Annotated in this window: 17 protein-coding genes; 8 read left to right on the top strand and 9 right to left on the bottom strand. The window is 64.5% G+C overall.

Going from position 1 to position 22,437, the window contains the following annotated elements; translation table 11 throughout:
• Positions 1-18 precede the first annotated feature (18 nt).
• Positions 19-729, top strand: a complete 711-nt coding sequence (locus tag ACSFA3_RS05595) for a phage holin family protein (RefSeq protein ID WP_435504383.1) — start codon at positions 19-21, stop codon at positions 727-729.
• 46 nt (positions 730-775) lie between these two features.
• Here ACSFA3_RS05595 and ACSFA3_RS05590 read toward each other — a convergent pair whose 3' ends face one another.
• Entirely contained in the window at positions 776-1,846 is a 1,071-nt protein-coding gene (locus tag ACSFA3_RS05590; RefSeq protein WP_435504975.1) for a quinone-dependent dihydroorotate dehydrogenase, read from the bottom strand.
• 41 nt (positions 1,847-1,887) lie between these two features.
• On the opposite strand from ACSFA3_RS05590, the gene rpiA reads away from it, so the two are divergent.
• The gene (rpiA, locus tag ACSFA3_RS05585; RefSeq protein WP_435504382.1) at positions 1,888-2,589 is read left to right on the top strand and encodes a ribose-5-phosphate isomerase RpiA; all 702 of its coding nucleotides are present in this window, start codon (positions 1,888-1,890) and stop codon (positions 2,587-2,589) included.
• On the opposite strand, the gene ACSFA3_RS05580 is transcribed toward rpiA, so the two are convergent.
• The 5 genes from ACSFA3_RS05580 to ACSFA3_RS05560 all read right to left on the bottom strand — a co-directional run bounded on the left by ACSFA3_RS05580 (position 2,586) and on the right by ACSFA3_RS05560 (position 9,554).
• Positions 2,586-3,290, bottom strand: coding sequence for a DUF4124 domain-containing protein (locus ACSFA3_RS05580; RefSeq protein WP_435504381.1), 705 nt, complete (start codon positions 3,288-3,290; stop codon positions 2,586-2,588). The two genes, rpiA and ACSFA3_RS05580, sit on opposite strands and share 4 nt — an antisense overlap.
• Before the next feature lie 62 nt (positions 3,291-3,352).
• Positions 3,353-5,410: a M3 family metallopeptidase gene (locus ACSFA3_RS05575; RefSeq protein ID WP_435504380.1), complete on the bottom strand. Its 2,058-nt coding sequence runs from the start codon at positions 5,408-5,410 to the stop codon at positions 3,353-3,355.
• Between the two features lie 35 nt (positions 5,411-5,445).
• A complete protein-coding gene (gene folD, locus ACSFA3_RS05570; protein ID WP_435504379.1) occupies positions 5,446-6,297 on the bottom strand; it encodes a bifunctional methylenetetrahydrofolate dehydrogenase/methenyltetrahydrofolate cyclohydrolase FolD in 852 nt (283 codons plus the stop codon).
• 84 nt (positions 6,298-6,381) lie between these two features.
• Positions 6,382-7,017, bottom strand: a complete 636-nt coding sequence (locus tag ACSFA3_RS05565; protein ID WP_435504378.1) for a response regulator transcription factor — start codon at positions 7,015-7,017, stop codon at positions 6,382-6,384.
• Positions 7,014-9,554 carry a PAS domain-containing sensor histidine kinase gene (locus ACSFA3_RS05560; RefSeq protein WP_435504377.1) on the bottom strand — a complete coding sequence of 847 codons (2,541 nt, stop codon included), beginning with the start codon at positions 9,552-9,554 and terminating at the stop codon, positions 7,014-7,016. The genes ACSFA3_RS05565 and ACSFA3_RS05560 overlap by 4 nt, the downstream gene beginning before the upstream one ends.
• Positions 9,555-9,774: 220 nt before the next feature.
• Here ACSFA3_RS05560 and aceE point away from each other — a divergent pair, with 220 nt between their 5' ends.
• From aceE to lpdA, 3 genes are read left to right on the top strand one after another with little or no spacing between them, the layout of a single operon-like run.
• Positions 9,775-12,504, top strand: a complete 2,730-nt coding sequence (gene aceE / locus ACSFA3_RS05555) for a pyruvate dehydrogenase (acetyl-transferring), homodimeric type (protein ID WP_435504376.1) — start codon at positions 9,775-9,777, stop codon at positions 12,502-12,504.
• A gap of 17 nt (positions 12,505-12,521) precedes the next feature.
• Entirely contained in the window at positions 12,522-14,219 is a 1,698-nt protein-coding gene (gene aceF, locus ACSFA3_RS05550; protein WP_435504375.1) for a dihydrolipoyllysine-residue acetyltransferase, read from the top strand.
• A gap of 13 nt (positions 14,220-14,232) precedes the next feature.
• Positions 14,233-16,098, top strand: a complete 1,866-nt coding sequence (gene lpdA / locus ACSFA3_RS05545; RefSeq protein ID WP_435504374.1) for a dihydrolipoyl dehydrogenase — start codon at positions 14,233-14,235, stop codon at positions 16,096-16,098.
• Between the two features lie 95 nt (positions 16,099-16,193).
• On the opposite strand, the gene ACSFA3_RS05540 is transcribed toward lpdA, so the two are convergent.
• On the bottom strand, positions 16,194-16,742 hold the full coding sequence (locus ACSFA3_RS05540; protein WP_435504974.1) for a C40 family peptidase: 549 nt from the start codon (positions 16,740-16,742) through the stop codon (positions 16,194-16,196).
• Positions 16,743-16,975: 233 nt separating this feature from the next.
• On the opposite strand from ACSFA3_RS05540, the gene ACSFA3_RS05535 reads away from it, so the two are divergent.
• Positions 16,976-17,176 carry a hypothetical protein gene (locus ACSFA3_RS05535; RefSeq protein ID WP_435504373.1) on the top strand — a complete coding sequence of 67 codons (201 nt, stop codon included), beginning with the start codon at positions 16,976-16,978 and terminating at the stop codon, positions 17,174-17,176.
• A gap of 16 nt (positions 17,177-17,192) precedes the next feature.
• Here ACSFA3_RS05535 and ACSFA3_RS05530 read toward each other — a convergent pair whose 3' ends face one another.
• The gene (locus ACSFA3_RS05530; protein WP_435504372.1) at positions 17,193-17,978 is read right to left on the bottom strand and encodes an alpha/beta hydrolase-fold protein; all 786 of its coding nucleotides are present in this window, start codon (positions 17,976-17,978) and stop codon (positions 17,193-17,195) included.
• Positions 17,975-19,618, bottom strand: coding sequence for a 4-hydroxyphenylacetate 3-hydroxylase family protein (locus ACSFA3_RS05525; protein WP_435504371.1), 1,644 nt, complete (start codon positions 19,616-19,618; stop codon positions 17,975-17,977). Before ACSFA3_RS05525 ends, ACSFA3_RS05530 begins: the two co-directional genes overlap by 4 nt.
• A gap of 115 nt (positions 19,619-19,733) precedes the next feature.
• Here ACSFA3_RS05525 and ACSFA3_RS05520 point away from each other — a divergent pair, with 115 nt between their 5' ends.
• On the top strand, positions 19,734-20,336 hold the full coding sequence (locus ACSFA3_RS05520; RefSeq protein ID WP_435504370.1) for an isochorismatase family protein: 603 nt from the start codon (positions 19,734-19,736) through the stop codon (positions 20,334-20,336).
• A 63-nt stretch (positions 20,337-20,399) separates the two neighbouring features.
• On the top strand, positions 20,400-22,316 hold the full coding sequence (locus ACSFA3_RS05515; RefSeq protein WP_435504369.1) for a propionate--CoA ligase: 1,917 nt from the start codon (positions 20,400-20,402) through the stop codon (positions 22,314-22,316).
• The last annotated feature ends 121 nt before the right edge of the window (positions 22,317-22,437 follow it).

Here is a 22,437-nt window from a genome sequence, read left to right as displayed (position 1 = left end):
GCCGCCGAGGGAGGTTGAATGAAGAAACTGTTGTCCTTCCTGGGGCTCGATGCGCGCATCCGCCGCGTCAGGATCGCGGCGGGAGAGGGCGCACTGGCCGTCGAGGACCGCGCGCAACTGCTTCGGATGGCATGGCACGACGAGAAACAGCGACTCAAATCGACGGTGCTGCTCGTGGTTGCCGTGCTTGCGCTCACGACCGTCACGGTGGCCCTGGTTTCCGTGGCCGTGGTGGTCAATTTCTGGGACACCTCCTACCGGGTGACCGCCGCATGGTCTGTCGCCGGTGTCTGGGTTCTTTTATGGCTGGCGGCCGTGCTGTCGCTGATCGGCACGCTGCGCGGCGCTTCAGGCACGCTCGACACGACGCAGAAGACGTTCGAGCGCGACTGGGAATGGCTGCAGAACCGCTTGAGCGTCGGCAAGGGCACGCCGACATCCGAAGATGCCCCGCGTCCCCGCAGACCTGCGACCCGAGACGAGTTGCTGGCCCGCATCGACCGCCAGCGCCAGCGCGTCGCCGTGATGAAGGCTGCACGCGACGATGTCCGGCCCGAGCAGGGAAAGGTACCGGCAAACGAAACGCCCAAGCAGACCGCCATACGGCTGGCGCGCGCGCATCCCGTGGCAACGGGCGTTGCTGCCGCCGTGGTGATTGCTGTCGTGAAGCCCGGCAGGCTGTTGCGCTGGTCGGCGCTTCTCGCACCGATCCTGTGGCGGATTCGCTGAGTTTGCGATTCCCCGATTCACCAAGTAGCAGGGTTCTCGGTCGGGTTCAGGCACTGCGGGCGGCGCGCAGTCCTTGCGCCACCTGCCTCACGAGGCCGGGTCCTCGGTAGATCAGTCCGGTGTAGATCTGCACGACATCCGCGCCGGCGGCCAATTTTGCGACCGCATCTGCAGCACTGAAAACGCCACCCACGCCGACGATCGGGAATCCGCCTCCCAGCGCTGCACGCAGCTGCGAGATGACGCGATTGCTGGCCTCGCGCACCGGCGCGCCCGACAGACCGCCGGTTTCTTCCGAATGCTTCAGTCCGGCGACTGCTTCGCGCGACATGGTCGTGTTGGTGGCGACGACGCCGTCCATGCCGTGTCGTTTCAAGGCACCTGCGATCACGTCGACCTGCGTATGATCGAGATCCGGCGCGATCTTGAGGAACATCGGCACCTGTCTGCCGTGGCGCGCGGACAGGATCGCCCGCCGCTCCATCAGCGTTCCGAGCAGCGCATCGAGTGCCTCGTCGCTTTGCAGGCTGCGCAGGTTCGCCGTGTTCGGGCTCGAAATGTTCACCACCACATAGTCGGCGTGCGGGTAGACGCCTTCGAGGCAAAGAAGGTAGTCGTCGGTCGCACGCTCGATCGGCGTCGATGCGTTCTTGCCGATGTTCAGGCCGAGCAACATCGGCTTGGACTGCGCCGGGCCGGACGTTCGGAACCGTGCGCGCTGAACGTTGGCGACGAATGCGTCGAGCCCGTCGTTGTTGAATCCCAGTCGGTTGATCAGCGCATCGCGTTCCGGCAGCCGGAATATGCGTGGCTTGGCATTGCCGGGCTGCGGCTTCGGCGTGACGGTGCCGACTTCGACGAAGCCGAATCCCATTGCGGAAAAAGCGTCGATGCAGCGCGCGTTCTTGTCGAGCCCGGCCGCGAGACCGACGCGGTTCGGAAAATGCAGGCCGGCCAGCGTGACCGGGTCGGCGACGCGAGGCGTGCCGTAAAGCCGCGCGAGCGGTGTGTTCTGAGTGCGGTCCAGCGCATTGAGCGTGATTTCGTGGGCATGCTCCGCGTCGAGGCCAAACAGGAAAGGGCGGGCGAGTCCATAGAGGGAGGCGGGCAGCAGCATCGGATAATTCACGCTTCGTACAGAAAGAAGGATTCTCCCCGATGACCACCCCGCGCCCCAGCCCGCAACTCACCCAGGACGAACTCAAGGCGCAGGTCGGCCGCGCCGCACTCGACTACGTCGTCGAGGGCGAGATCGTCGGCGTCGGCACCGGCTCCACCGTCAACAAGTTCATCGAGGCGCTGGCCGAGATCAAGGACCGGATCCGCGGCGCCGTATCGAGCTCGGTAGCTTCGACGGAGCGCCTTCGTGCGCTGGGAATCGAAGTATTCGACAGCAATGCGGTCGACGAACTGGCGGTCTACATCGACGGCGCCGACGAGATCGACGGGCATGGCTTCATGGTGAAAGGCGGCGGTGCGGCGCTCACGCGAGAGAAGATCGTGGCTGCGCAGTCGCGCGCGTTCGTGTGCATTGCGGATGCTTCCAAACGCGTCGACGTGCTGGGTGCGTTCCCGCTGCCGGTGGAGGTCATCCCGATGGCGGCGCGGCGCATCATGAAGCAGTTCGAACGCATGGGCGGCATCGCGCAGGTGCGTGAGAAGGACGGCGTCGCGCTCGTTACCGACAACGGCCAGCACATCGTCGACGTGACCGGGCTGAAGATCACCGATCCGCTCGGTTTCGAAACCGAGGTCAGCCAGTGGCCGGGCGTGGTGACGGTGGGTGTGTTCGCACGCCAGCGCGCCACGGTTTGCCTGCTCGGTACGGCGTCAGGCGTCGAGACGCTGCGATTCGACTAGAACTTGATGCCCGCAGGATTTCCGGGCGTCGGGCCTGTCGATGCTGGCGGGATCGGCGGCAACGGCGATGTCGTCGCTTGCGGCGCTGTGGCCGGTGCCGCGGCCGAGGCGTTGGTCACCAGCGGCTGTGCCGGCGGATTCCGGTAACCGGCTGGCAACTGGATGCTCTTGGGATAGCCCGCGGCGTCGAGGTATTGCGACCAGGTCACGTCGGAAAACCCCTTGAGCTGCTGGGCGCCGATGGAGAGCAGCGGCAGCGCATCCTGGCTGCTGAGCCGCAAAAAGGCCTCGCTGTCTTCCGGTGTCCTGATCTGACGTTCGCTGAACGGCACGCCGCGCGAGTTCAGCAGCGCACGCCCCGTGTCGCATGGCGCACAGTCCTCGCGCGTGTAGAGCGTGACCGGGAAACGTTGCACGACCTGACGCAATTCGAAAGGCAGAGTCGCCGTTGCACCGGATGCAGAGCCGTTGGCGGAACCGGCGGAACCGGCTGAACCGATTGCCCCGGAAGCCCCCGCGGGCGCCGGCGCAACCGTGACATCCGTCGCCTGCGGCTGATCGGAAAAGGTCAGCTTGCCGTTCCTGTCGACGTGGCGGAATACCTGCTGGGCAGACGCGTCAGGCACGCCCGACAACGCGCAGCAGGCAACGACGGATGCGAGCAGCAAACCGGCTGAGGCTCGACGAGGGTGAATTTGCATCGGATTTCCCGTGATCTTCATCGCCCGGAGTATCTCAGCCTGCGCACCCCGTGGTTCGGACTTCAGGCCGGCTGCGGTTCGGCCATGCCCTGGTGGCGGAGCAGTGCGTCGAGTTGCGGTTCGCGACCGCGAAACGCCTTGAACGACTCCATCGCGCTGCGGCTACCGCCAGCTTCGAGAATTGCCTGACGGTACTTGCGCCCGGTCTCGATGCTCGGTTCGCCATTGCTTCCGACAGTTTCCTCGAACGCCGCGTAGGCGTCCGCGCTCAGCACCTCGGCCCACTTGTAGCTGTAGTAGCCGGCTGCATAGCCGCCCGAGAAGATGTGGCTGAAGGTGTTCGGCGTGCGGCTGAACGACGGCGAAGGCATCACTGCGAAGTCCTTGCGCACCTGGCCCAACAGCGCCATCACACCGCCGGCCTTCGCATTCGCCGCCTGGTACTCGGTATGCAGCAGCATGTCGAACAGCGAGAACTCGATCTGGCGCAGCGTCTGCAGACCGCTCTGAAAGTTCTTGGCAGCGGTCATCTTGTCGAACAGATCGCGCGGAAGCGGCAGGCCGGTGTCGACGTGTGCCGTCATGTGCTGCAGAACGTCCCATTCCCAGCAGAAGTTTTCCATGAACTGACTCGGCAGCTCGACCGCATCCCACTCGACGCCGCTGATGCCCGACACGTCGCGCTCGTTGATCTGCGTGAGCATGTGATGCAGGCCGTGACCGAACTCGTGGAACAGCGTCGTCACGTCGTCGTGCGTGAGAAGCGGCGGCTTGCCGTCGACGCCTTCGGCGAAATTGCAGACCAGTTGCGCGACAGGCGTCTGCAGCACGCCGGTGTCGGGGCGGATCCAGCGGCCGCGAACGTCGTCCATCCAGGCGCCACCACGCTTGCCGGCGCGTGCCGAAGGGTCGAGATAGAACTGGCCGACGCGCTCACCGGCGCGCTCGATGCGGTAGAACTCGACGGTCGGATGCCACACCGGCGCTTCGTCGCGGCGGATCGACACTTCGAACAGCGTCTCGACGATTTTGAACAATCCTGCCATCACCTTCGGCGCAGGGAAATACTGCTTCACGTCCTGCTCGCTGAACGCGTAGCGCGCTTCCTTGAGCTTCTCGCCGACATAAGTCCAGTCCCAGGGTTGCGGGTCGGCCATGCCGAGTTGTTCGGTCGCGAAGACGCGCAAGTCGGCCACGTCGCGCTCGCCGAACGGCTTGGCCTTGACGCCGAGGTCGCGCAGGAACTTCACGACCTGCTCCGGCGAATCCGCCATCTTCGGAACCACCGACAACTCACCGAAGTTCTTGTAGCCGAGCAGCTTCGCCTCTTCCTCGCGCAGCGCGAGGATTTCGGTGATCAACGCGGTGTTGTCGAAAGCCGGGTCGCCGAACTCGCTGGCACGCGTGACATAGGCGCGATAGAGCGTTTCGCGCAACGCGCTGCTCCTGGCGAACTGCATGACGGGCAGGTAGCTCGGCATCTTGAGCGTGAGCTTGTAGCCGGGCTTGCCGTCGGCTTCGGCTGCGGCACGGGCGGCGGCTATCGTGTCCTCCGGCACACCTTCGAGTTCGCCGGCTTCGGCGTAGTAGCCGAAAGCATCTGTCGCGTCGAGCGCGTGCTCGCTGAATTTCTGGCTCAACTCGGCCTGGCGCTCCTGGATGGCGGCGTACCGCTCCTTGGCCGCGCCCTGCAGATCCGCACCGCCGAGCACGAAGTTGCGCACGGCATTGCGATGCGCCTGACGCTGCTCGATGTTGAGCGTCGCCGGATCGATCGCCTTGTACTTCGCGAACAGCTTCTCGTCGGAACCCAGGCGCGTCCAGAACGCGGTGACGCGCGGCATCGCCTCGTTGTAGGCGGCACGCAGTTCAGGCGTATCGGCCACGGCGTTCAAATGGCCGACGGCGCCCCACGCACGACCGAAGCGCTCCGATGCGACGTCGAGCACGCGGGAAATCGCCAGCCAGTCGGCCGGAAAATCCGGTGCCGTCACCGTCTGAAGCGCGGCTTCGGACTCGGCGAGCAGGGCATCGACCGCGGGCGCGACGTGCGCCGGCTTTATGTGGTCGAACAGCGGAAGGTCGGTGAAATCGAGGAGCGGGTTCAGCGGTTGGTTCATTTGAGTGATCTGGCGACGTGCGCCTCAAGTTCAAGTCAGTCGAGAGTCCGTTCTGCGGCTTCGATGGTGTTCACGAGCAGCATGGTGATGGTCATGGGGCCGACGCCGCCCGGCACCGGCGTGATCCAGCCGGCGACTTCGCCGACGCCGGCGAAATCGACGTCGCCGCACAGCTTGCCTTCGTCGTTCCGGTTCATTCCAACGTCGATCACGACAGCGCCTGGCTTGACCATGTCGGCGGTCAGCACGTTGCGCTTGCCGACCGCCGCGACGATCACGTCGGCCTGGCGGGTCATGGCGCCCAGGTCGGGCGTCGCGCTGTGGCAGATCGTGACGGTGGCGTTCTTGGCCAGCAGCATCAGCGCCATCGGCTTGCCGACGATGTTGCTGCGGCCGATGACCACCGCGTGCTTGCCGCGCAGGTCGTAGCCGATCGATTCGAGCATCTTCATGCAGCCGTACGGCGTGCACGGCCAGAATCCCGGCGCTCCGGTCATCAGCGCGCCGGCGCTGGCGACGTGGAAGCCGTCGACGTCTTTTTCCGGCGATATCGCTTCGATGACTTTTTGCGCGTCGAGGTGCGGCGGCAGCGGCAGTTGCACGAGGATGCCGTGGATGGCGGGGTCGCGATTCAGCGCATCGACGCGGGCGAGCAGGTCGGCTTCGCTCAGGTCGGCCGGGTATTTCTCCATCACGGAGTGCAGGCCGTTGTCTTCGCAGGCCTTGACCTTGTTGCGGACGTAGACCTGGCTCGCCGGGTTCTCGCCGACCAGCACCACCGCCAGGCCGGGCGTCACGCCGCGCGCTTCGAGTGCCGCAGCGCGCACGGCCACGTCGCCGCGCAGCGTGCGGGAGAGGGCGTTGCCGTCGATCAGTTGGGCTTTCATCTGTTTCGATTTTCCAAGTAGAAACGCCCGCTTGCGCAGGCGTCGGGAGCAGTTATCGCTATGCGGGCAATAGCTATGGGTTGTTCAGGAGGTCTTGGCCGCCGGCTGGGTCTGGCCCAGCGCGATCTTCAGCAGGTCGGCGACCGTGTTGGCGTTGAGCTTTTCCATGATGTTGGCGCGGTGCGCCTCCACCGTCTTGATGCTGATGCCGAGATCGTCGGCGATCTGCTTGTTCAGGCGGCCGGCGACGATGCGTTCGAGCACCTGCGCCTCGCGGCCGGTGAGCTTGGACAGCAGCGCGTCGCGGCTGGCGGACTGCTGGTGCTGTGTGAAGGCGCCACGAGCATGCTCGAGCATGCGTTCGACCAGCGTCACGAGTTCGTCTTCGTTGAACGGCTTCTGGATGAAATCCATTGCGCCTTTCTTCATGCTGTCGACCGCCATCGGCACGTCGCCATGACCGGTGATGACGACGATGGGAAGCGGCGACTTGCGCTCGATCAGGCGGTCCTGCAGTTCCAGACCCGTCATGCCGCCCATGCGGATGTCGACGATCATGCAGGCGACTTCGCGCGGGTCGTAGCGGGAGAGGAAGGACTCTGCGGAGTCGAAACATCGGACCCTGTAGTCCTTACCTTCCAGCAGCCACTGGAGGGAGTCGCGTACGGCTTCGTCGTCATCGACGACGTAGACAGTGCCCTTCTTCGGAATCAAACTCATGCGGGTACCTTTGCCTCGTCGTTTGCTATGGAGTTGATAGCGTCCAGCACCGGAATCCAGAAGGAAAAACGGCATCCGACGACATCCGGACCATTGTAGATGTTCTCCGCCTGCATCCGTCCGCGATGCGATTCGACGATGGTTCGGCACAGATTCAGGCCGATGCCCATGCCTTCCGCCTTGGTCGAAAAGAAAGCTTCATAAAGTCGGTCCATGACTTCCGGCGCCAGACCCATGCCGGTGTCGTGAACCGAAAACTCGACCGCGTTCTGCGCCTCGATCACTTTCGGCAGCACGCGCAATTCGACGCTGCGACGGGCCAGTGGCCGCTCGGCCAGATCGATCGACTCGGCGGCGTTCTTCAGAAGGTTCACGAGCACCTGTTCGATCAGGATCGGGTCGACCTGCAGCACCGGCAACCGCGCGGCGACGTAATGGTTCAGCCGCACGTTGCGCCGACGGAGCTCGATACCCGCCAGTTCGACCGCTTCGCTGACCATCGTCGCCACGTCCGACGCCGTCCGGTTCGGCTCGCTGCGCTTCACGAACGAGCGGATGCGCTGGATGATCTGGCCCGCGCGCTGCGCCTGCTTCGATGTCTTTTCCAGCGCAGCGAGAAGCGCTTCGGTGTCGATCTGCTGGTTCTTGATGCGCGACACCATGCCGTTGCAGTAATTGGTGATCGCCGTCAGCGGCTGATTCAGTTCGTGCGCGACGCTCGATGCCATCTCGCCCATCGTGATCAGCCGGCTCGATGCATGGGCACGGTCGGCCTGCGCCGCGGCCTGCTCTTCGGCAACGCGGCGCGGCGTGATGTCCGTGGCGATCACGAGCTGGGCCAGCCGTCCGTCCACCCAAGTCAGGTAGCGCGAGCGGACCTCGAGCCATTTGCCGAGCTCCGGCACGAAGATTTCGTTGTTGGCCGGCTGGGCCGTGGTCAGCGTGTCGATCGGCAGGCCGGCGAACGGATCGACGTCGTCGAGCGTGTCGTCGTGCGCCGCCGAAGCCGGTACGCCCGCCTGCGCCACCATGCCGAGATGGCCGACCGTGTCGGAGCCGAACCAGAGGCGGTAAAGCTTGTTGGCGAACAGCAGTTCCTCGCTGCCGATCGGCGCCACCGACACAGCGGCGTCGAGCGCTTCCAGCACCGTCGTGAAGCGCTCGTACGACGCCGAAAGCTGCTCGCGGATGCGCGTGGGCTCGGTGATGTCGGTCATCGACGTCATCCAGCCGGTCTGGTGGCCGCGCGCATCGATCAGCGGCGACACGTACAGGCGCGCATTGAAGACGCTGCCGTTCTTGCGCTTCACCTTGACCTGGAAGCCGCCGGGCAGCGCGCGGCCATGCAGTTCTTCTTCCAGCCGCTCGTTCATGACGTCGCGGTCGGATTCGAGCCAGTACGGAAACGGCGGTTTCTTGCCGACGAGATCGGGCTCCGACCAGCCGGTCATCGCGCAGAAGGCGGCGTTGACGTAGGTGATGCGGCCTTCGAGGTCCAGCACGCGCATGCCGGTCAGCATGGAGTTTTCCATCGCGCGGCGGAAGTTGGTTTCGGCGACCAGTGCCTGCTGCGTCTGCAGTCGCCGCCGGGTGTGGCGCCAGGTGCCGATCAGCATCCAGGCAGTGAGCACGCTGAGCGCGCCAACCAGCCAGAACAGCCCGTTGCCGACCAGTCCGGGAGACGTGCGATAGGCCTGCGCGCGCAGCACCAGCGCATTGCCTACCGGCGACACCGGCACTTCGTACTCGTTGATGCGGTCGACCCAGGGCAGCGCGCGGGCGACGGCGTCGCGTGGTGTCGTGGTATTGCCGGCCAGCAATCCGCCTTTTGCATCGAGCAGCGCCACTGCGTAACGCGCGCTCACCTCGGGCGGCACGCCGTAGCGCAACAGGCTGTCGACCGAGAACTCTCCCAGCACTTCGCCGGCATACAACCCCTGGTCGTACAGCGGTATGTGCAGCTGCAGCATCGTGACCGGATCGCCGCCCGTCATCGGCTGCGAGAAGACCGGCTGGCGCAGTTCGCGTGCTAGCGCGTAATTGCTCTCGATTTCGCCGGGGCGCAGCACCTCGTCGAGCGCGTGCTGCTGCGACGGATGCACGCTCGGCGCCGCGTAGTTGGCCTTGAAGCGCCTGCGGTCATCGATCCAGCTGACCGCCTGGAGTTCGGGATACTGGCTGACCATGGACTCTGCGCGGCTGGTGAACTCGGGCGAATCGATTTCGCGGTTGGACGCGTCGCGTGCCAGCCGCATCAGCTGTTCCTGGCGTTCGAGCAGCCGCAGGCGCAGGCGTTGCTGCGCATATTCGACGTCGCGCTTGACCGATTCCTGCTCGCGCTCGACTTCCTCGGCACGCAGATACCAGAAGGCGCAGACGATGGCCGCAAGGAACAGCAGCACGGCTGCCAGCGGCGCCAGCATCGCCACCGCGTCCTGCAGCACCGGCGTCTGTCGACGCCACCAGCGTCGCCACCAGAGAAGGGGCGATGCTTTGACGGCGCTGCGTGCGGCGGCGAGCGGGCTGAACAGGGGCATTCTTCGAGTGTAGGGGAAGGTCCTAATGCTGCCGGGCCGAAGGCGCAGCCAAAACGGGTCAGACTGACGAGGGGAGGAAACGTGTGGTTTTTGGCATTTGATCAATGGCTCAAAGGATTCCACATCGTGGAAATCAAAAACACCATTTGAAATTCGTCAGTTTCTGTGCGACATTTCCGCCCAGTTTTCCCAAGCCAAAGCACCCATCAAGGAGACAAGCATGTCGGCAAATCCCGAGAACCAATTCGGCTCGGCCGCGAACGACGCGGATGCGCAAGAAACGCGCGAATGGACCGACGCACTGTCAGCGGTCATTCAGAGTGAAGGTCCTGAGCGGGCGCATTTCCTGCTCGAACAACTGCTCGAACATGCGCGCCAGCACAGCATCGACAAGCCGTTTTCGGCCAACACCGCGTACGTGAACACGATCGAGCCGGATCAGGAAGAGCGTTCGCCCGGCAACCTCGAGATCGAGGAACGCCTGCGTTCGTACATGCGCTGGAATGCGATGGCGATGGTGGTCAAGGCCAACCGCCTGCATCCGCCCGAAGGCGGCGACCTCGGCGGCCACATCGGCTCGTTCGCTTCGCTGGCCAGCATGTTCGGTGCCGGCTTCAATCATTTCTGGCATGCGGAGAGCGAAAACCACGGCGGCGACTGCCTGTACATCCAGGGTCACGTTTCGCCCGGCATCTATGCCCGCGCCTATCTCGAAGGTCGCCTGACCGAAGAGCAACTGCTCAATTTCCGCCAGGAAGTCGACGGCAAGGGTCTTTCGAGCTACCCGCATCCGAAGCTGATGCCGGCGTTCTGGCAGTTCCCGACGGTGTCGATGGGCCTTGGCCCGCTGATGGCGATCTACCAGGCACGCTTCCTGAAATACCTGCATGCCCGCGGCATCGCCAACACCGAAAACCGCAAGGTTTGGGTGTTCTGCGGCGACGGCGAAATGGACGAGGTCGAATCGCTCGGCGCCATCGGCCTGGCCGCGCGCGAGAAGCTCGACAACCTGGTCTTCGTCATCAACTGCAACCTGCAGCGCCTCGACGGCCCGGTGCGCGGCAACGGCAAGATCATCCAGGAACTCGAAGGCGAATTCCGCGGTTCGGGCTGGAACGTGATCAAGCTGATCTGGGGCAAGGGCTGGGACGAACTCCTCGCCCGCGACAAGGACGGCGCGCTGCGCAAGCTGATGATGGAGACGAACGACGGCGACTACCAGTCGTTCAAGGCCAACGACGGCGCCTACGTCCGCAAGAACTTCTTCGGCCGCGATCCGCGCACGCTGGAAATGGTCTCGAAGATGAGCGACGACGACATCTGGCAACTGCGCCGCGGCGGTCACGACGCGCAGAAGGTCTATGCGGCCTTCGACGCGGCCGTGAAGCACAAGGGCCAGCCGACGGTGCTGCTGGTGAAGACCGTCAAGGGCTTCGGCATGGGCAAGATCGGCGAAGGCAAGAACAACGTCCACCAGACGAAGAAGCTCGGCGACGAAGACATCAAGGCCTTCCGCGACCGCTTCAACATCCCGGTGCCGGACAGCCAGCTGGCTGACATCCCGTTCTACAAGCCGGCCGACGACACGCCGGAAATGCAGTACCTGCACGAGCGTCGCAAGAAGCTCGGCGGTTACCTGCCGCTGCGTCGCACCAAGGCCGACGAGAGCTTCACGGTGCCGTCGCTCGAGACCTTCAAGTCGGTGCTGGAGCCGACCGCCGAAGGCCGCGAGATTTCGACCACGCAAGCCTATGTCCGCTTCCTCACGCAGCTGCTGCGCGACCAGGCGCTGGGTCCGCGCGTCGTGCCGATCCTGGTCGACGAAGCGCGTACTTTCGGCATGGAAGGGTTGTTCCGCCAGATCGGCATCTACAACCCGGCCGGCCAGCAGTACACCCCGGTCGATAAAGACCAGGTCATGTACTACAAGGAAGACAAGGCCGGCCAGATCCTGCAGGAAGGCATCAACGAAGCCGGCGGCATGTCGAGCTGGATCGCCGCGGCCACGTCGTATTCGACGAACAACCGCATCATGGTGCCGTTCTACGTCTACTACTCGATGTTCGGTTTCCAGCGCATCGGCGACCTGGCCTGGGCGGCCGGCGACATGCAGGCGCGCGGTTTCCTGCTGGGCGGCACATCGGGCCGTACGACGCTGAACGGCGAAGGCCTGCAGCACGAAGACGGTCACAGCCACATCCTGGCGAACACGATTCCGAACTGCGTCAGCTACGACCCGACCTTCGCGCATGAAGTCGGCGTGATCCTGCACCACGGCCTGAAGCGCATGGTCGAGAAGCAGGAAAACGTCTACTACTACATCACGTTGCTGAACGAGAACTATGCGATGCCCGGCCTGCAGCCCGGCACCGAAGAGCAGATCATCAAGGGCATGTACCTGTGCCGCCAGGCGCCGGTCGTCAAGCCGGCAAAGGGCGCCAATGCTGCGCCGACGGTGCAGCTGCTCGGCAGCGGCACGATCCTGCGCGAAAGCTTCGTCGCGCAAGAATTGCTCGAGAAGGACTGGGGTGTGAGCGCTGCGGTGTGGAGCTGCCCGAGCTTCAACGAGCTGACCCGCGACGGCCAGGACGCCGACCGCTGGAACCTGCTTCACCCGACCGACGCGCCGCAAGTCGCCTACGTCACCGAACAGCTTTCTGCCAGCGAAGGCCCGGTGGTCGCTTCGACCGACTACATGAAGGCGTTCGCCGAGCAGATCCGCCCCTACATCCCGAAGGGCCGCAACTACAAGGTGCTGGGCACCGACGGCTTCGGCCGCAGCGACTTCCGCACCAAGCTGCGCGAGCATTTCGAGATCAACCGTCACTTCATCGTGGTGTCCGCACTCAAGGCGCTGGCCGAAGACGGCGTGATTCCGGCGACCACCGTTGCCGAAGCGATCAAGAAGTACGGGATCGACGCCGAAAAGTCCAACCCGCTGTACGCATAAATACGGAGACAAACGACATGGCAGCAGTGGAAGTCAAGGTGCCGGACATCGGCGATTTCGATGAAGTCGCGGTGATCGAGGTGCTGGTGAAAGTGGGCGACACGGTGAAAGCCGAACAGTCGCTGATCACGGTCGAATCGGACAAGGCGTCGATGGAGATTCCATCGTCGACGGCCGGTGTGGTCAAGGAAATCAAGGTCGAGGTGGGCGGCAAGGTGAAGGAAGGCTCGGTCGTGCTGATCGTGGAAGCCGAAGGTGGCGGCGCTGCGCCGGCGCCCGTCGCCGCGCCCGCTGCGGCTCCGGCGGCTGCGCCCGCACCGGCTGCCGCGGCACCTGCTCCCGCTCCGGCCGTTGCACCTGCAGCATCCGGCCCGGTGGACGTCAAGGTCCCCGACATCGGCGACTTCAAGGACGTGTCCGTCATCGAGCTGCTCGTCAAGCCGGGCGACACGATCAAGGCCGACCAGTCGCTGATCACGGTCGAGTCCGACAAGGCGTCGATGGAGATCCCGTCGTCCGCTGGCGGCGTGCTCAAGGAATTGAAGGTCAAGGTCGGCGACGTCGTCAACATCGGCGACCTGATCGCGGTGCTGGAAGGCGCTGCGGGCGGTTCGGCTGCGCCAGCACCGCAAGCCGCTGCACCTGCTGCTGCCGCTCCTGCTGCACCGGCATCGGCACCTGCGGCAGTCCCCCAGGCGAGCGCAAGCACCGCGTCTGCCTCGGCGTCCGCGCCCGCACCGGCGGCACATGAACCCGGCAAGACACCTGCCACCGGTCTCCCCCACGCATCGCCGTCGGTCCGCAAGTTCGCGCGCGAACTCGGCGTGCCGCTCGACGAGGTCAAGGGCTCCGGTCCCAAGGGCCGGATCACTCAGGAAGACATCCAGGGCTTCACCAGATCGGTGATGAGCGGCCAGACCGCGACCAAGGCTGCGGCAGCGTCCGCCAAGCCTGCCGCTTCGGGCGGCGGCGACGGCGCGGCGCTCGGACTGATCCCGTGGCCGAAGGTCGACTTCGCCAAGTTCGGCACGGTCGAGCGCAAGGACCTGTCGCGCATCAAGAAGATCAGCGGCGCGAACCTGCACCGCAACTGGGTGATGATCCCGCACGTCACGAACAACGACGAAGCGGACATCACCGAACTCGAAGCGTTCCGCGTCTCCACCAACAAGGAGAACGAGAAGTCGGGCGTCAAGGTCACGATGCTGGCTTTCGTGATCAAGGCGGTGGTCGCGGGCCTGAAGAAATTCCCCGAGTTCAACACCAGCCTCGACGGCGACACGCTGGTCTACAAGCAGTACTTCAACGTCGGCTTCGCGGCGGACACGCCGAACGGGCTGGTCGTTCCGGTGCTCAAGGATGCCGACAAGAAGGGCATCATGCAGATCAGCCAGGAAATGGGCGAATTGGCCAAGAAGGCCCGCGACGGCAAGCTCGGCTCGGCCGACATGCAGGGCGGCTGCATGTCGATCAGCTCGCTCGGCGGCATCGGCGGCACGCATTTCACGCCCATCATCAACGCGCCCGAAGTCGCGATCCTCGGCCTCTCGAAGGGTCAGATGAAGCCGGTGTGGGACGGCAAGCAGTTCGTGCCGCGCCTGGTGCTGCCGCTGTCGCTGTCGTACGACCATCGTGTCATCGACGGCGCCCTGGCCGCACGCTTCAATGCCTATCTGGGCCAACTGCTGGCGGACTACCGCCGCATCGTGCTGTAAAGGAACGATCAGCATGAGCGAACAACAGATCATGGTGCCGGACATCGGCGATTTCGACGAAGTCGCGGTGATCGAAGTGCTGGTGAAGGTCGGCGACACGGTGAAAGCCGAGCAGTCGCTGATCACTGTGGAATCGGACAAGGCGTCAATGGAAATTCCATCGTCGGCCGGCGGCGTGGTGAAGTCGATCGCCGTCAAGGTGGGCGACAAGGTCAAGCAGGGCTCGGTCGTGGTGGCGCTGGAAGTCGGCGAAGGCGCCTCTGCTGCGGCACCGGCGGCTGCATCGGCGCCCGCACCCGCACCCGCACCCGCCGCGCCTGCGGCAGGAACGGTCGGCGAGAGTCAGGCGCCCGCACCTTCGCCGGTCGCGGCACCTGCGCAGCGTGCACCTGCACCGGCCGGAACGTACAGCGGACCGGTCGATATCGAATGTGACCTGCTGGTGCTCGGTGCCGGCCCCGGCGGTTATTCCGCTGCGTTCCGCGCAGCCGATCTGGGCCTCAAGGTCGTGCTGGTCGAGCGCTATTCCAAGCTCGGCGGCGTCTGCCTGAACGTCGGCTGCATTCCGTCGAAAGCGCTGCTGCACGTCGCGGCCGTGATGGACGAGGTCAAGCACTTCGCCGATCTCGGCGTGAGCTATGGCGAGCCGGTCATCGACCGCGCGAAGCTACTGGAGCGCAAGAACAAGGTCGTGGGCAAGCTGACCGGCGGTCTGAGCGCGATGGCGAAGATGCGCAAGGTCACGACCGTGCGCGGCGTCGGCGAGTTCGTCGATCCGTACCACCTCAAGGTGCAGGAAACGGAAGGCGAAGGTCGCACGACCACCGGCAAGGCGCCGCAGACGATCAAGTTCCGCAATTGCGTGATCGCGGCCGGTTCGCAGGCCGTGCACCTGCCGTTCATGCCCAAGGACCCGCGCGTCGTCGATTCGACCGGTGCGCTGGCGCTCGGGCATGACCCTAAGCGCATGCTGATCCTCGGCGGCGGAATCATCGGCCTCGAAATGGGCTCGGTGTATTCGTCGCTCGGCGCACGCCTCGATGTGGTCGAAATGCTCGACGGCCTGATGCAGGGCGCCGACCGCGACCTGGTGAAGGTCTGGCAGAAGATGAACGCGCCGCGCTTCGACAACATCATGTTGAAGACCAAGACGGTCGGCGCCGAGGCGACCAAGGACGGTATCAGGGTGACGTTCGAAGGCGAGAACGCGCCCAAGGAACCGCAGCTGTACGACCTGGTGCTCCAGGCCGTCGGCCGCAGCCCGAACGGCAAGAAGATCGGTGCCGAGAAGGCCGGCGTTGCCGTAGGTGACCGCGGGTTTATCGCGGTCGACATCCAGATGCGCACCAACGTGCCGCACATCTTCGCCATCGGCGACATCGTCGGCCAGCCGATGCTGGCGCACAAGGCGGTGCACGAAGCGCACGTGGCGGCGGAAGTCATCGCCGGCGAGATCAAGGGCGACAAGGAACTGGCAAGCGCTGCATTCAACGCCCGCGTGATCCCGAGCGTGGCGTACACCGATCCTGAAGTGGCCTGGGTCGGCCTGACCGAAGACCAGGCCAAGGCCGACGGCATCAAGGTGACCAAGGGCCTGTTTCCCTGGAACGCCTCGGGCCGCGCGATCGCCAACGGCCGCGACGAAGGCTTTACCAAGCTGCTGTTCGACGCCGAAACGCACCGCATCGTCGGCGGCGGCATCGTCGGCACGCATGCGGGCGACATGATTGGCGAGGTCGCGCTGGCGATCGAGATGGGCGCGGACGCCGTCGATATCGGCAAGACGATCCATCCGCATCCGACGCTGGGCGAGAGCATCGGGCTGGCTGCGGAAGCGGCGCATGGGAGCTGTACGGATCTGCCGCCTGTGAAGCGCTAGCGCTCGTTAGCGACAGACAGCAAAAAACCCGCCGCGGCGGGTTTTTTGTTGGGCTCTCGGTATATCGATATCGAAAGCAACGTCGACAGTCCAGCTTACTCGCCAGCCACCTGTCCACCGTCATCCTGCACCCGCCGCGCGCCATCGAAGCGCCGCTGCCAGTAACTCCCGGTCATGTCTTCCACGCGAACCGTGGCACCGGGTTTCGGCGCATGAATGAACTTGCCATCACCAACATAGATGCCGACATGGCTGAAAGCCCGGCGCATCGTGTTGAAGAACACCAGATCGCCCGGCTTCAGATCGCCACGATCGACCTTTTCAGTCGCCGCTGCCTGCTCTTCTGCACGGCGAGGAAGAAGGTGACCAATGGTCTGGTTGTACATCGCTCGGACGAAGCCGCTGCAGTCGAAGCCGGTTTCTGCGGTGTTGCCACCACGCCGGTAGGGAACGCCGAGGAAGCCGATGGCGGTGACGACGAGGTCGGAGGTGCGGTCGACGACGTCGCGACTGACATGCTGGAGGTGGCTGACGATGCCTTTGTCGGCAAGCATCTTGTCCATCTCGTCCGATCTGTCGTTGGAAGGAGCCGCGTGGGCGGCTGAAGCCAGGAGGAGAACGGAAAGTAGGACAGTCAATCGCATGAGTCGTAGGATATTGATGACGAAAGCGTGTGTCAACCTCATTTGCCGCTTAAATCAGCTTCGTAACCCCTTGTTTTTGTTGAACTTTTTGAGTACGCATGCATTGGCTTACAAAGAAAGTATGCATATTGCGGATTTCAAAATCCGATTTGGAAGTAATGCAAAAGTTTGTTGAACCACATTAGCAAATTGAATTGCAACGGAATGCGAACAGACGTTTCCAAATAATCTGCATGGATCTCCTGTCCTCACGCCGCGTGGGCGGCAGGCTGGCAAGAAACATGGCTGGCCCGTCTTCAAGTTACGGCGAAAACCACGGCGGAGGGAAAGTCGGCAACGCGCTAATCCGCGACGCGAAGCTGGGCCCGGACGGCTTCTTATATGTACTGACCGATGAATCCAGGGGAAAGCTGTTGCGCCTGAAGCCGCCATGAGCGGTTTCAATGGCGCTCAGGACGAGCAGCGAGACACAGGCAAGGTGGCAAGGGTCGACTTCCAGAGACGAAGCCATGGCGCCCAGTCGTGACCGCCTTCGGTAGTGAAGACGCGTTCGGGCGGCAGTACGGCGCCCAGAAGCCCGTTGCTGGTCGCGAATCGATCGGCTTTTCCGTAGCCGAGCCAAAGTTGCGGCAGCGTCGCCGCCATGGGCGATCCGTAGCGTTGGAGCGATGTCCATAACGCCGTTTCCCGTTGCGAGCGCACGTCCGAGACAGGATTCGCAGCGGCGGACCAGCGCATCAATCCGCCCGCTTTCGCCACTTCATCGGAGATCGTCGGCGCGCCGAGATAGGGCGCGAGCGCGACCACGCCGGCGATGTCTTCCGGATGTTCCTGCGCGTAGATCAATCCACCGAACCCGCCCAGCGAGATGCCGAAGATCCAGATCGCGCGATAGCCGCGTGACTTGGCCGGTCCGATCACATCCTGGCGCAACCGTTCGACGAACGCGTTCTTGTGGTAGTAACCGAGATGCGCATCGACGCGAACCACGTCCGCCGCGAGGCGGCTGTCCTGCACGGCCTTCACGAAACCTTCGCGGACGAATTCATCGGGATACGAATACACGCCCGGCAGCATGACGATCAGCGTGTCCGCCCGCGCGACGCACTGGCTCGCGTCGGTCTGCGTGTACATCGGCGCGCTGGCGGAGCGCAGATTGACGCAGCCGGTCGCGAAAAGGGCGGCGCAGGAGAGAAGCGCGATGCGACACCGCGCCGCGAATTTCAAGCCGCTCATTTGGCTGACGCCCGATCGGCAGGCCGCGTCGTCACCGGCAGATCGACCATCACCGGCTGTCCGGGCGTCGTGCAACCCGTGTCGCAGCATTTGCCGGGCTGGCGATTGCGCGTGATGGCGCGCGCCGGATCGTGCGGCGCCGCTGCCGGCGATCCGTCGGCCGCGATGCCGCGCTCGAGGATGCGTTCGACCAGTTCCACCTTCGATCCGATCGGATAGTTGCGGTAGATCTCCTGCTTCATCGCAGCCGGCGACCCGCCGCCGTGCAGGCTGATCACGCTGTACCAGCCGCCCTGATAGCCGGCGGTCAGGTCTTCGATGAAGCGGGCGGTTTCGATACGCTGCTCGTACGGCACGTCCGGGTTGGCGCGCAGTACCTCGGAAAGGCGCGCGGCGGTCTCGGGGTTGTGGTCTTCATCCGGGCCGGGGAGGGTGACGATCAGCCCGCCGCTCACGTAGTGCGCGATGCGGTGCATGTCGTAGATCTTGGTTGCCAGCAACAACTTGCCGATGTTGCTGAACACCGGGTCGGGCATGAAGACTTCGCAATGCTCGTCGGCCTTGGCATAGACGCTGGCCGCCACGCCGCAGGCGAAGAAGCTCTCGGTGATGGTGATGAGTTCGACCATCTGCTCGCGCAGGTGCGTTTCCCTGCCCGGATCGAAGCCGTTCGCCTCGCACATCAGCGCGCCGGCGCCGATTAGCAGGTCGCCGAAGCCGGCGCGTGCACCGATGCAGCTGTGGCGGTGGTGCGTCGCGTAGCTGTAGGTCAGGTGGCCGGAATGCTCCCACTCGCCGGCATAGAAGACGTCGTCCCACGGCACGAAGACGCGGTCGAACATGCAGACGCCGGTGCTCTGGCCGTATTTGCGGCTGAAGAGCGCATCGCCATGCTCCAGCTTCTCGCCGGGGCGTCCGGCGGGACGAGCGACGATGGTCAGGCCGGGTGCGTCGAGCGGCACCGCGCAGCAGACGGCGAAGTCGGCGTCTTCCTTGCCCATGTTGCGGCACGGCATCACCAGCAGTTCATGCACATACGGCGCGCCTGTCACGATGGCCTTGGTGCCGGAAATGACGATTCCTTTCGCATTGCGCTCGACGACGTGAAGGTAGCTGTCGATATTGGCCTGCTCGTGCGGGCGTCGGCTGCGGTCGCCCTTGGCATCGGTCATTGCCACGCCGAGCGTCAGGTCCTGGTCCTGGATTCTGTGGAGGTAGTGCTGGAAGCGTGCGGTGTGCTCGGTGCTGCCGCGGGCATCGTCGATGCGGGCCGACACCTGTGCGATCGCGTTGAGCGCATCGTGCGTCAGGTAGCGCTGGGCGCAACCGGTTTCCTGGCAGACGAGACGCACGGCTTCCAGCTTGTTGAGCAGGTCGCCCGAACTGGTGTTGATGTGGGAAAGGCGGTTCACGCGCTTGCCGCTGGTGTGCTGGACGGCCGTCATCAGCCGCTCGTATTCGGGGCGCAGCGCGTAGTCGTAGGTCAGCGCGATGGCGTTGATACCGGGCTGGAAGGCGGCTTCGTCGGCCACGCTTTCCACTTTGCGTCCGTCGACGAAGACGTTGGGCCGGTAGCGTCGTAACGACTCGCGGTATTCGGCGCCGGAAAGAAGATGGGATTGCGGACTGGAAGCGTTCATCGGGTTTGTCTCTCAATGGTCGGTCGCTCATGGCGCCGTGGGTTTTTGTGCGATTCTCCGACGATCCGGAGCAACCTGCTTCGACCCGCTCATTCAAGAATTCCAAGGACTTTCCATGCTGCTCGACGTTTCTCTGTCCCAACTCGTCCTGGTCGACTACCAGGCGCGCCTGATGCCCGCCATCCTCGAAGCCGACGTCGCTGCCGCCAACGCGGTGCGGCTCGGCAGGATCGCGAAGATGCTCGAGGTTCCGGTCTGGGGTACAGAGCAGAACCCGTCGAAGCTCGGCGAAAACCTGCCCGAGATCCGCGCGCTGTGCCAGCAGACGCTGGCCAAGATGCATTTCAGCGGCGTCGAGGAAGGCCTCGGCGAATGGCTGCGCCCGCCGGCCAAGGCGCCGCAGGGCAATGCCCGCAGCCTGCCGAAGCATCTGCAGAAGCCTTCCGGGGCGACCGAGGAGCGCAACACCGTCGTGATCGCCGGCTGCGAAGCCCATGTCTGCCTGATGCAGACGGCGCTCGATCTGCTGGAAGACGAGTTCGAAGTCTGGGTCGTGACCGACGCCTGCAGCTCGCGCACCGAACGCAACCGCGATGCCGCCTTCGACCGCCTTGCCGGCGCGGGCGCGGAGCTGGTGACGACCGAGATGGTCGGCTTCGAATGGCTGCGCACGGCGGAGCATCCGGCGTTCAGGGAATTCCAGGGCCTGATCCGCTGACAGGCACACAATCTGTCGTGCAGCACCGCAAGATAAGCGGGGCGTACCAGGAGACAAAACGACATGACTTCCCCCAGCAACTATGGTGACTTCTATCGCCGGTCCGTCGACGACAACGAAGCCTTCTGGGCCGAACAGGCCGACCTGATCGACTGGCAGACGCCGCCACGCCAGATCCTCGACGCCGGCAATCCGCCGTTTGCGCGCTGGTTCATCGGCGGCACCACCAATTTGTGTCACAACGCCGTCGACCGGCATCTCGATGCGCGAGGCGACCAGCCGGCGCTGATCTGCATCTCGACCGAGACGGGGCTCGAACGCAGCTACAGCTTCCGCGAACTGCATGCCGAGGTACAGCGCACTGCCGCGAGTCTCCTGGCGCTTGGCGTGAAGCGCGGCGATCGCGTGCTGATCTACATGCCGATGATTGCGGAAGCGGCCTTCGCGATGCTGGCCTGCGCACGCATCGGCGCGGTGCATTGCGTCGTGTTCGGCGGTTTCGCCAGCGGCTCGCTGGCCTCGCGCATCGAGGACGCCGAGCCGACCGTCATCGTCAGCGCCGACGCCGGATCGCGTGCCGGCAAGGTGTTGGCATACAAGCCACTGCTCGACGAGGCGATCCGGCTGTCGAAGCACAAGCCGGTCGCCGTGCTGCTGGCCGACCGCGGCCTGGCGCCGATGGCGATGGACGCGGGCCGCGATCACCTGATGCGCGACCTGGCCGAACGGCACCGCGACGCCGTCGTGCCCTGCGTCTGGCTCGAATCGACCGAGATCAGCTACACCATCTACACCAGCGGCACCACCGGCAAGCCCAAGGGCGTGCAGCGCGACACCGGCGGCTACGCGGTCGCGCTGGCGGCCAGCATGAAGCACATCTTCGACGGCCGCGCCGGCGAAACGTACTTCTCCACCAGCGACATCGGCTGGGTCGTCGGCCACAGCTACATCGTCTACGGCCCGCTGATCGCAGGCATGGCGACGATCATGTACGAGGGTTTGCCGACGCAGGGCCTGGACGGCCAGCCGAACGGAGGCATCTGGTGGAGCCTGGTCGAGAAATACAGCGTGACGGTGATGTTCAGCGCGCCGACCGCCGTGCGGGTGCTGAAGAAGCAGGACCCGGCGCTGCTGAAGAAGTACGACCTGTCGAGCCTGCGCGCGCTCTTCCTTGCCGGCGAGCCGCTCGACGAACCGACCGCGCGCTGGATCGCGGACGGCCTCGGCGTGCCGATCATCGACAACTACTGGCAGACCGAATCCGGCTGGCCGATCATCACCATCGCCACGGGCGTCGAGAAGAAGGCGAGCAAATTCGGCAGCCCGGGCGTACCGATGTACGGCTGGCGCGTGAAGATCGTTCACGAGTCGACCGGCGAGGAACTGACCGCGCCGAACGAAAAGGGAGTCGTCGTCATCGAGGGCCCGACGCCGCCCGGTTTCATGCAGACGATCTGGCGGGACGACAGGCGATTCGTGGAAACGTACTGGAAGAGCATTCCCGGCAAGACCGTGTACTCGACCTTCGACTGGGGCATCCGGGACGCCGACGGCTATTTCTACATCCTCGGGCGCACCGACGACGTGATCAACGTCGCCGGCCATCGGCTCGGCACGCGAGAGATCGAGGAGAGCATTTCCGGCCACGCCGGCGTCGCCGAGGTGGCCGTGGTGGGCATCGCCGATGCGCTGAAAGGGCAGGTCGCGGTGGCTTTCGTGGTTTCGCGCGATGCCGCGGAGCCCGATGGAGCCGCGATCCGGGCGTTCGAGGGCGAGATCATGAAGCGCGTCGCCGACGATCTAGGCGCCTTGGCCCGTCCCGCGCGGGTGTATGTCGTGACGGCGCTGCCGAAGACGCGCAGCGGAAAATTGCTGCGGCGCGCCATCCAGGCGGTGTGCGAGGCGCGCGACCCCGGCGACCTGACCACGATCGAGGATCCTTCGTCGCTTCAGCGGATAAAGGAACTTGTGGCGCACTGACGTGCTCCTACAACGCCGCCAGATGCCAACCGGTGTCATCTGGCTGCCGTGGCACAATGCCACAGTACTCAGGCCCTTCCCTAGCCACAGTCGCATCCGCCAATCGGTCCAGCCGTGTAGC

It is taken from the genome of Variovorax glucosi (assembly GCF_051216695.1).
In the GTDB taxonomy this organism is placed as follows: Bacteria; Pseudomonadota; Gammaproteobacteria; order Burkholderiales; family Burkholderiaceae_C; genus Variovorax.
Note: the sequence above shows the minus strand (reverse complement) of the source record. Positions and strands in the feature narration are given on the sequence as shown.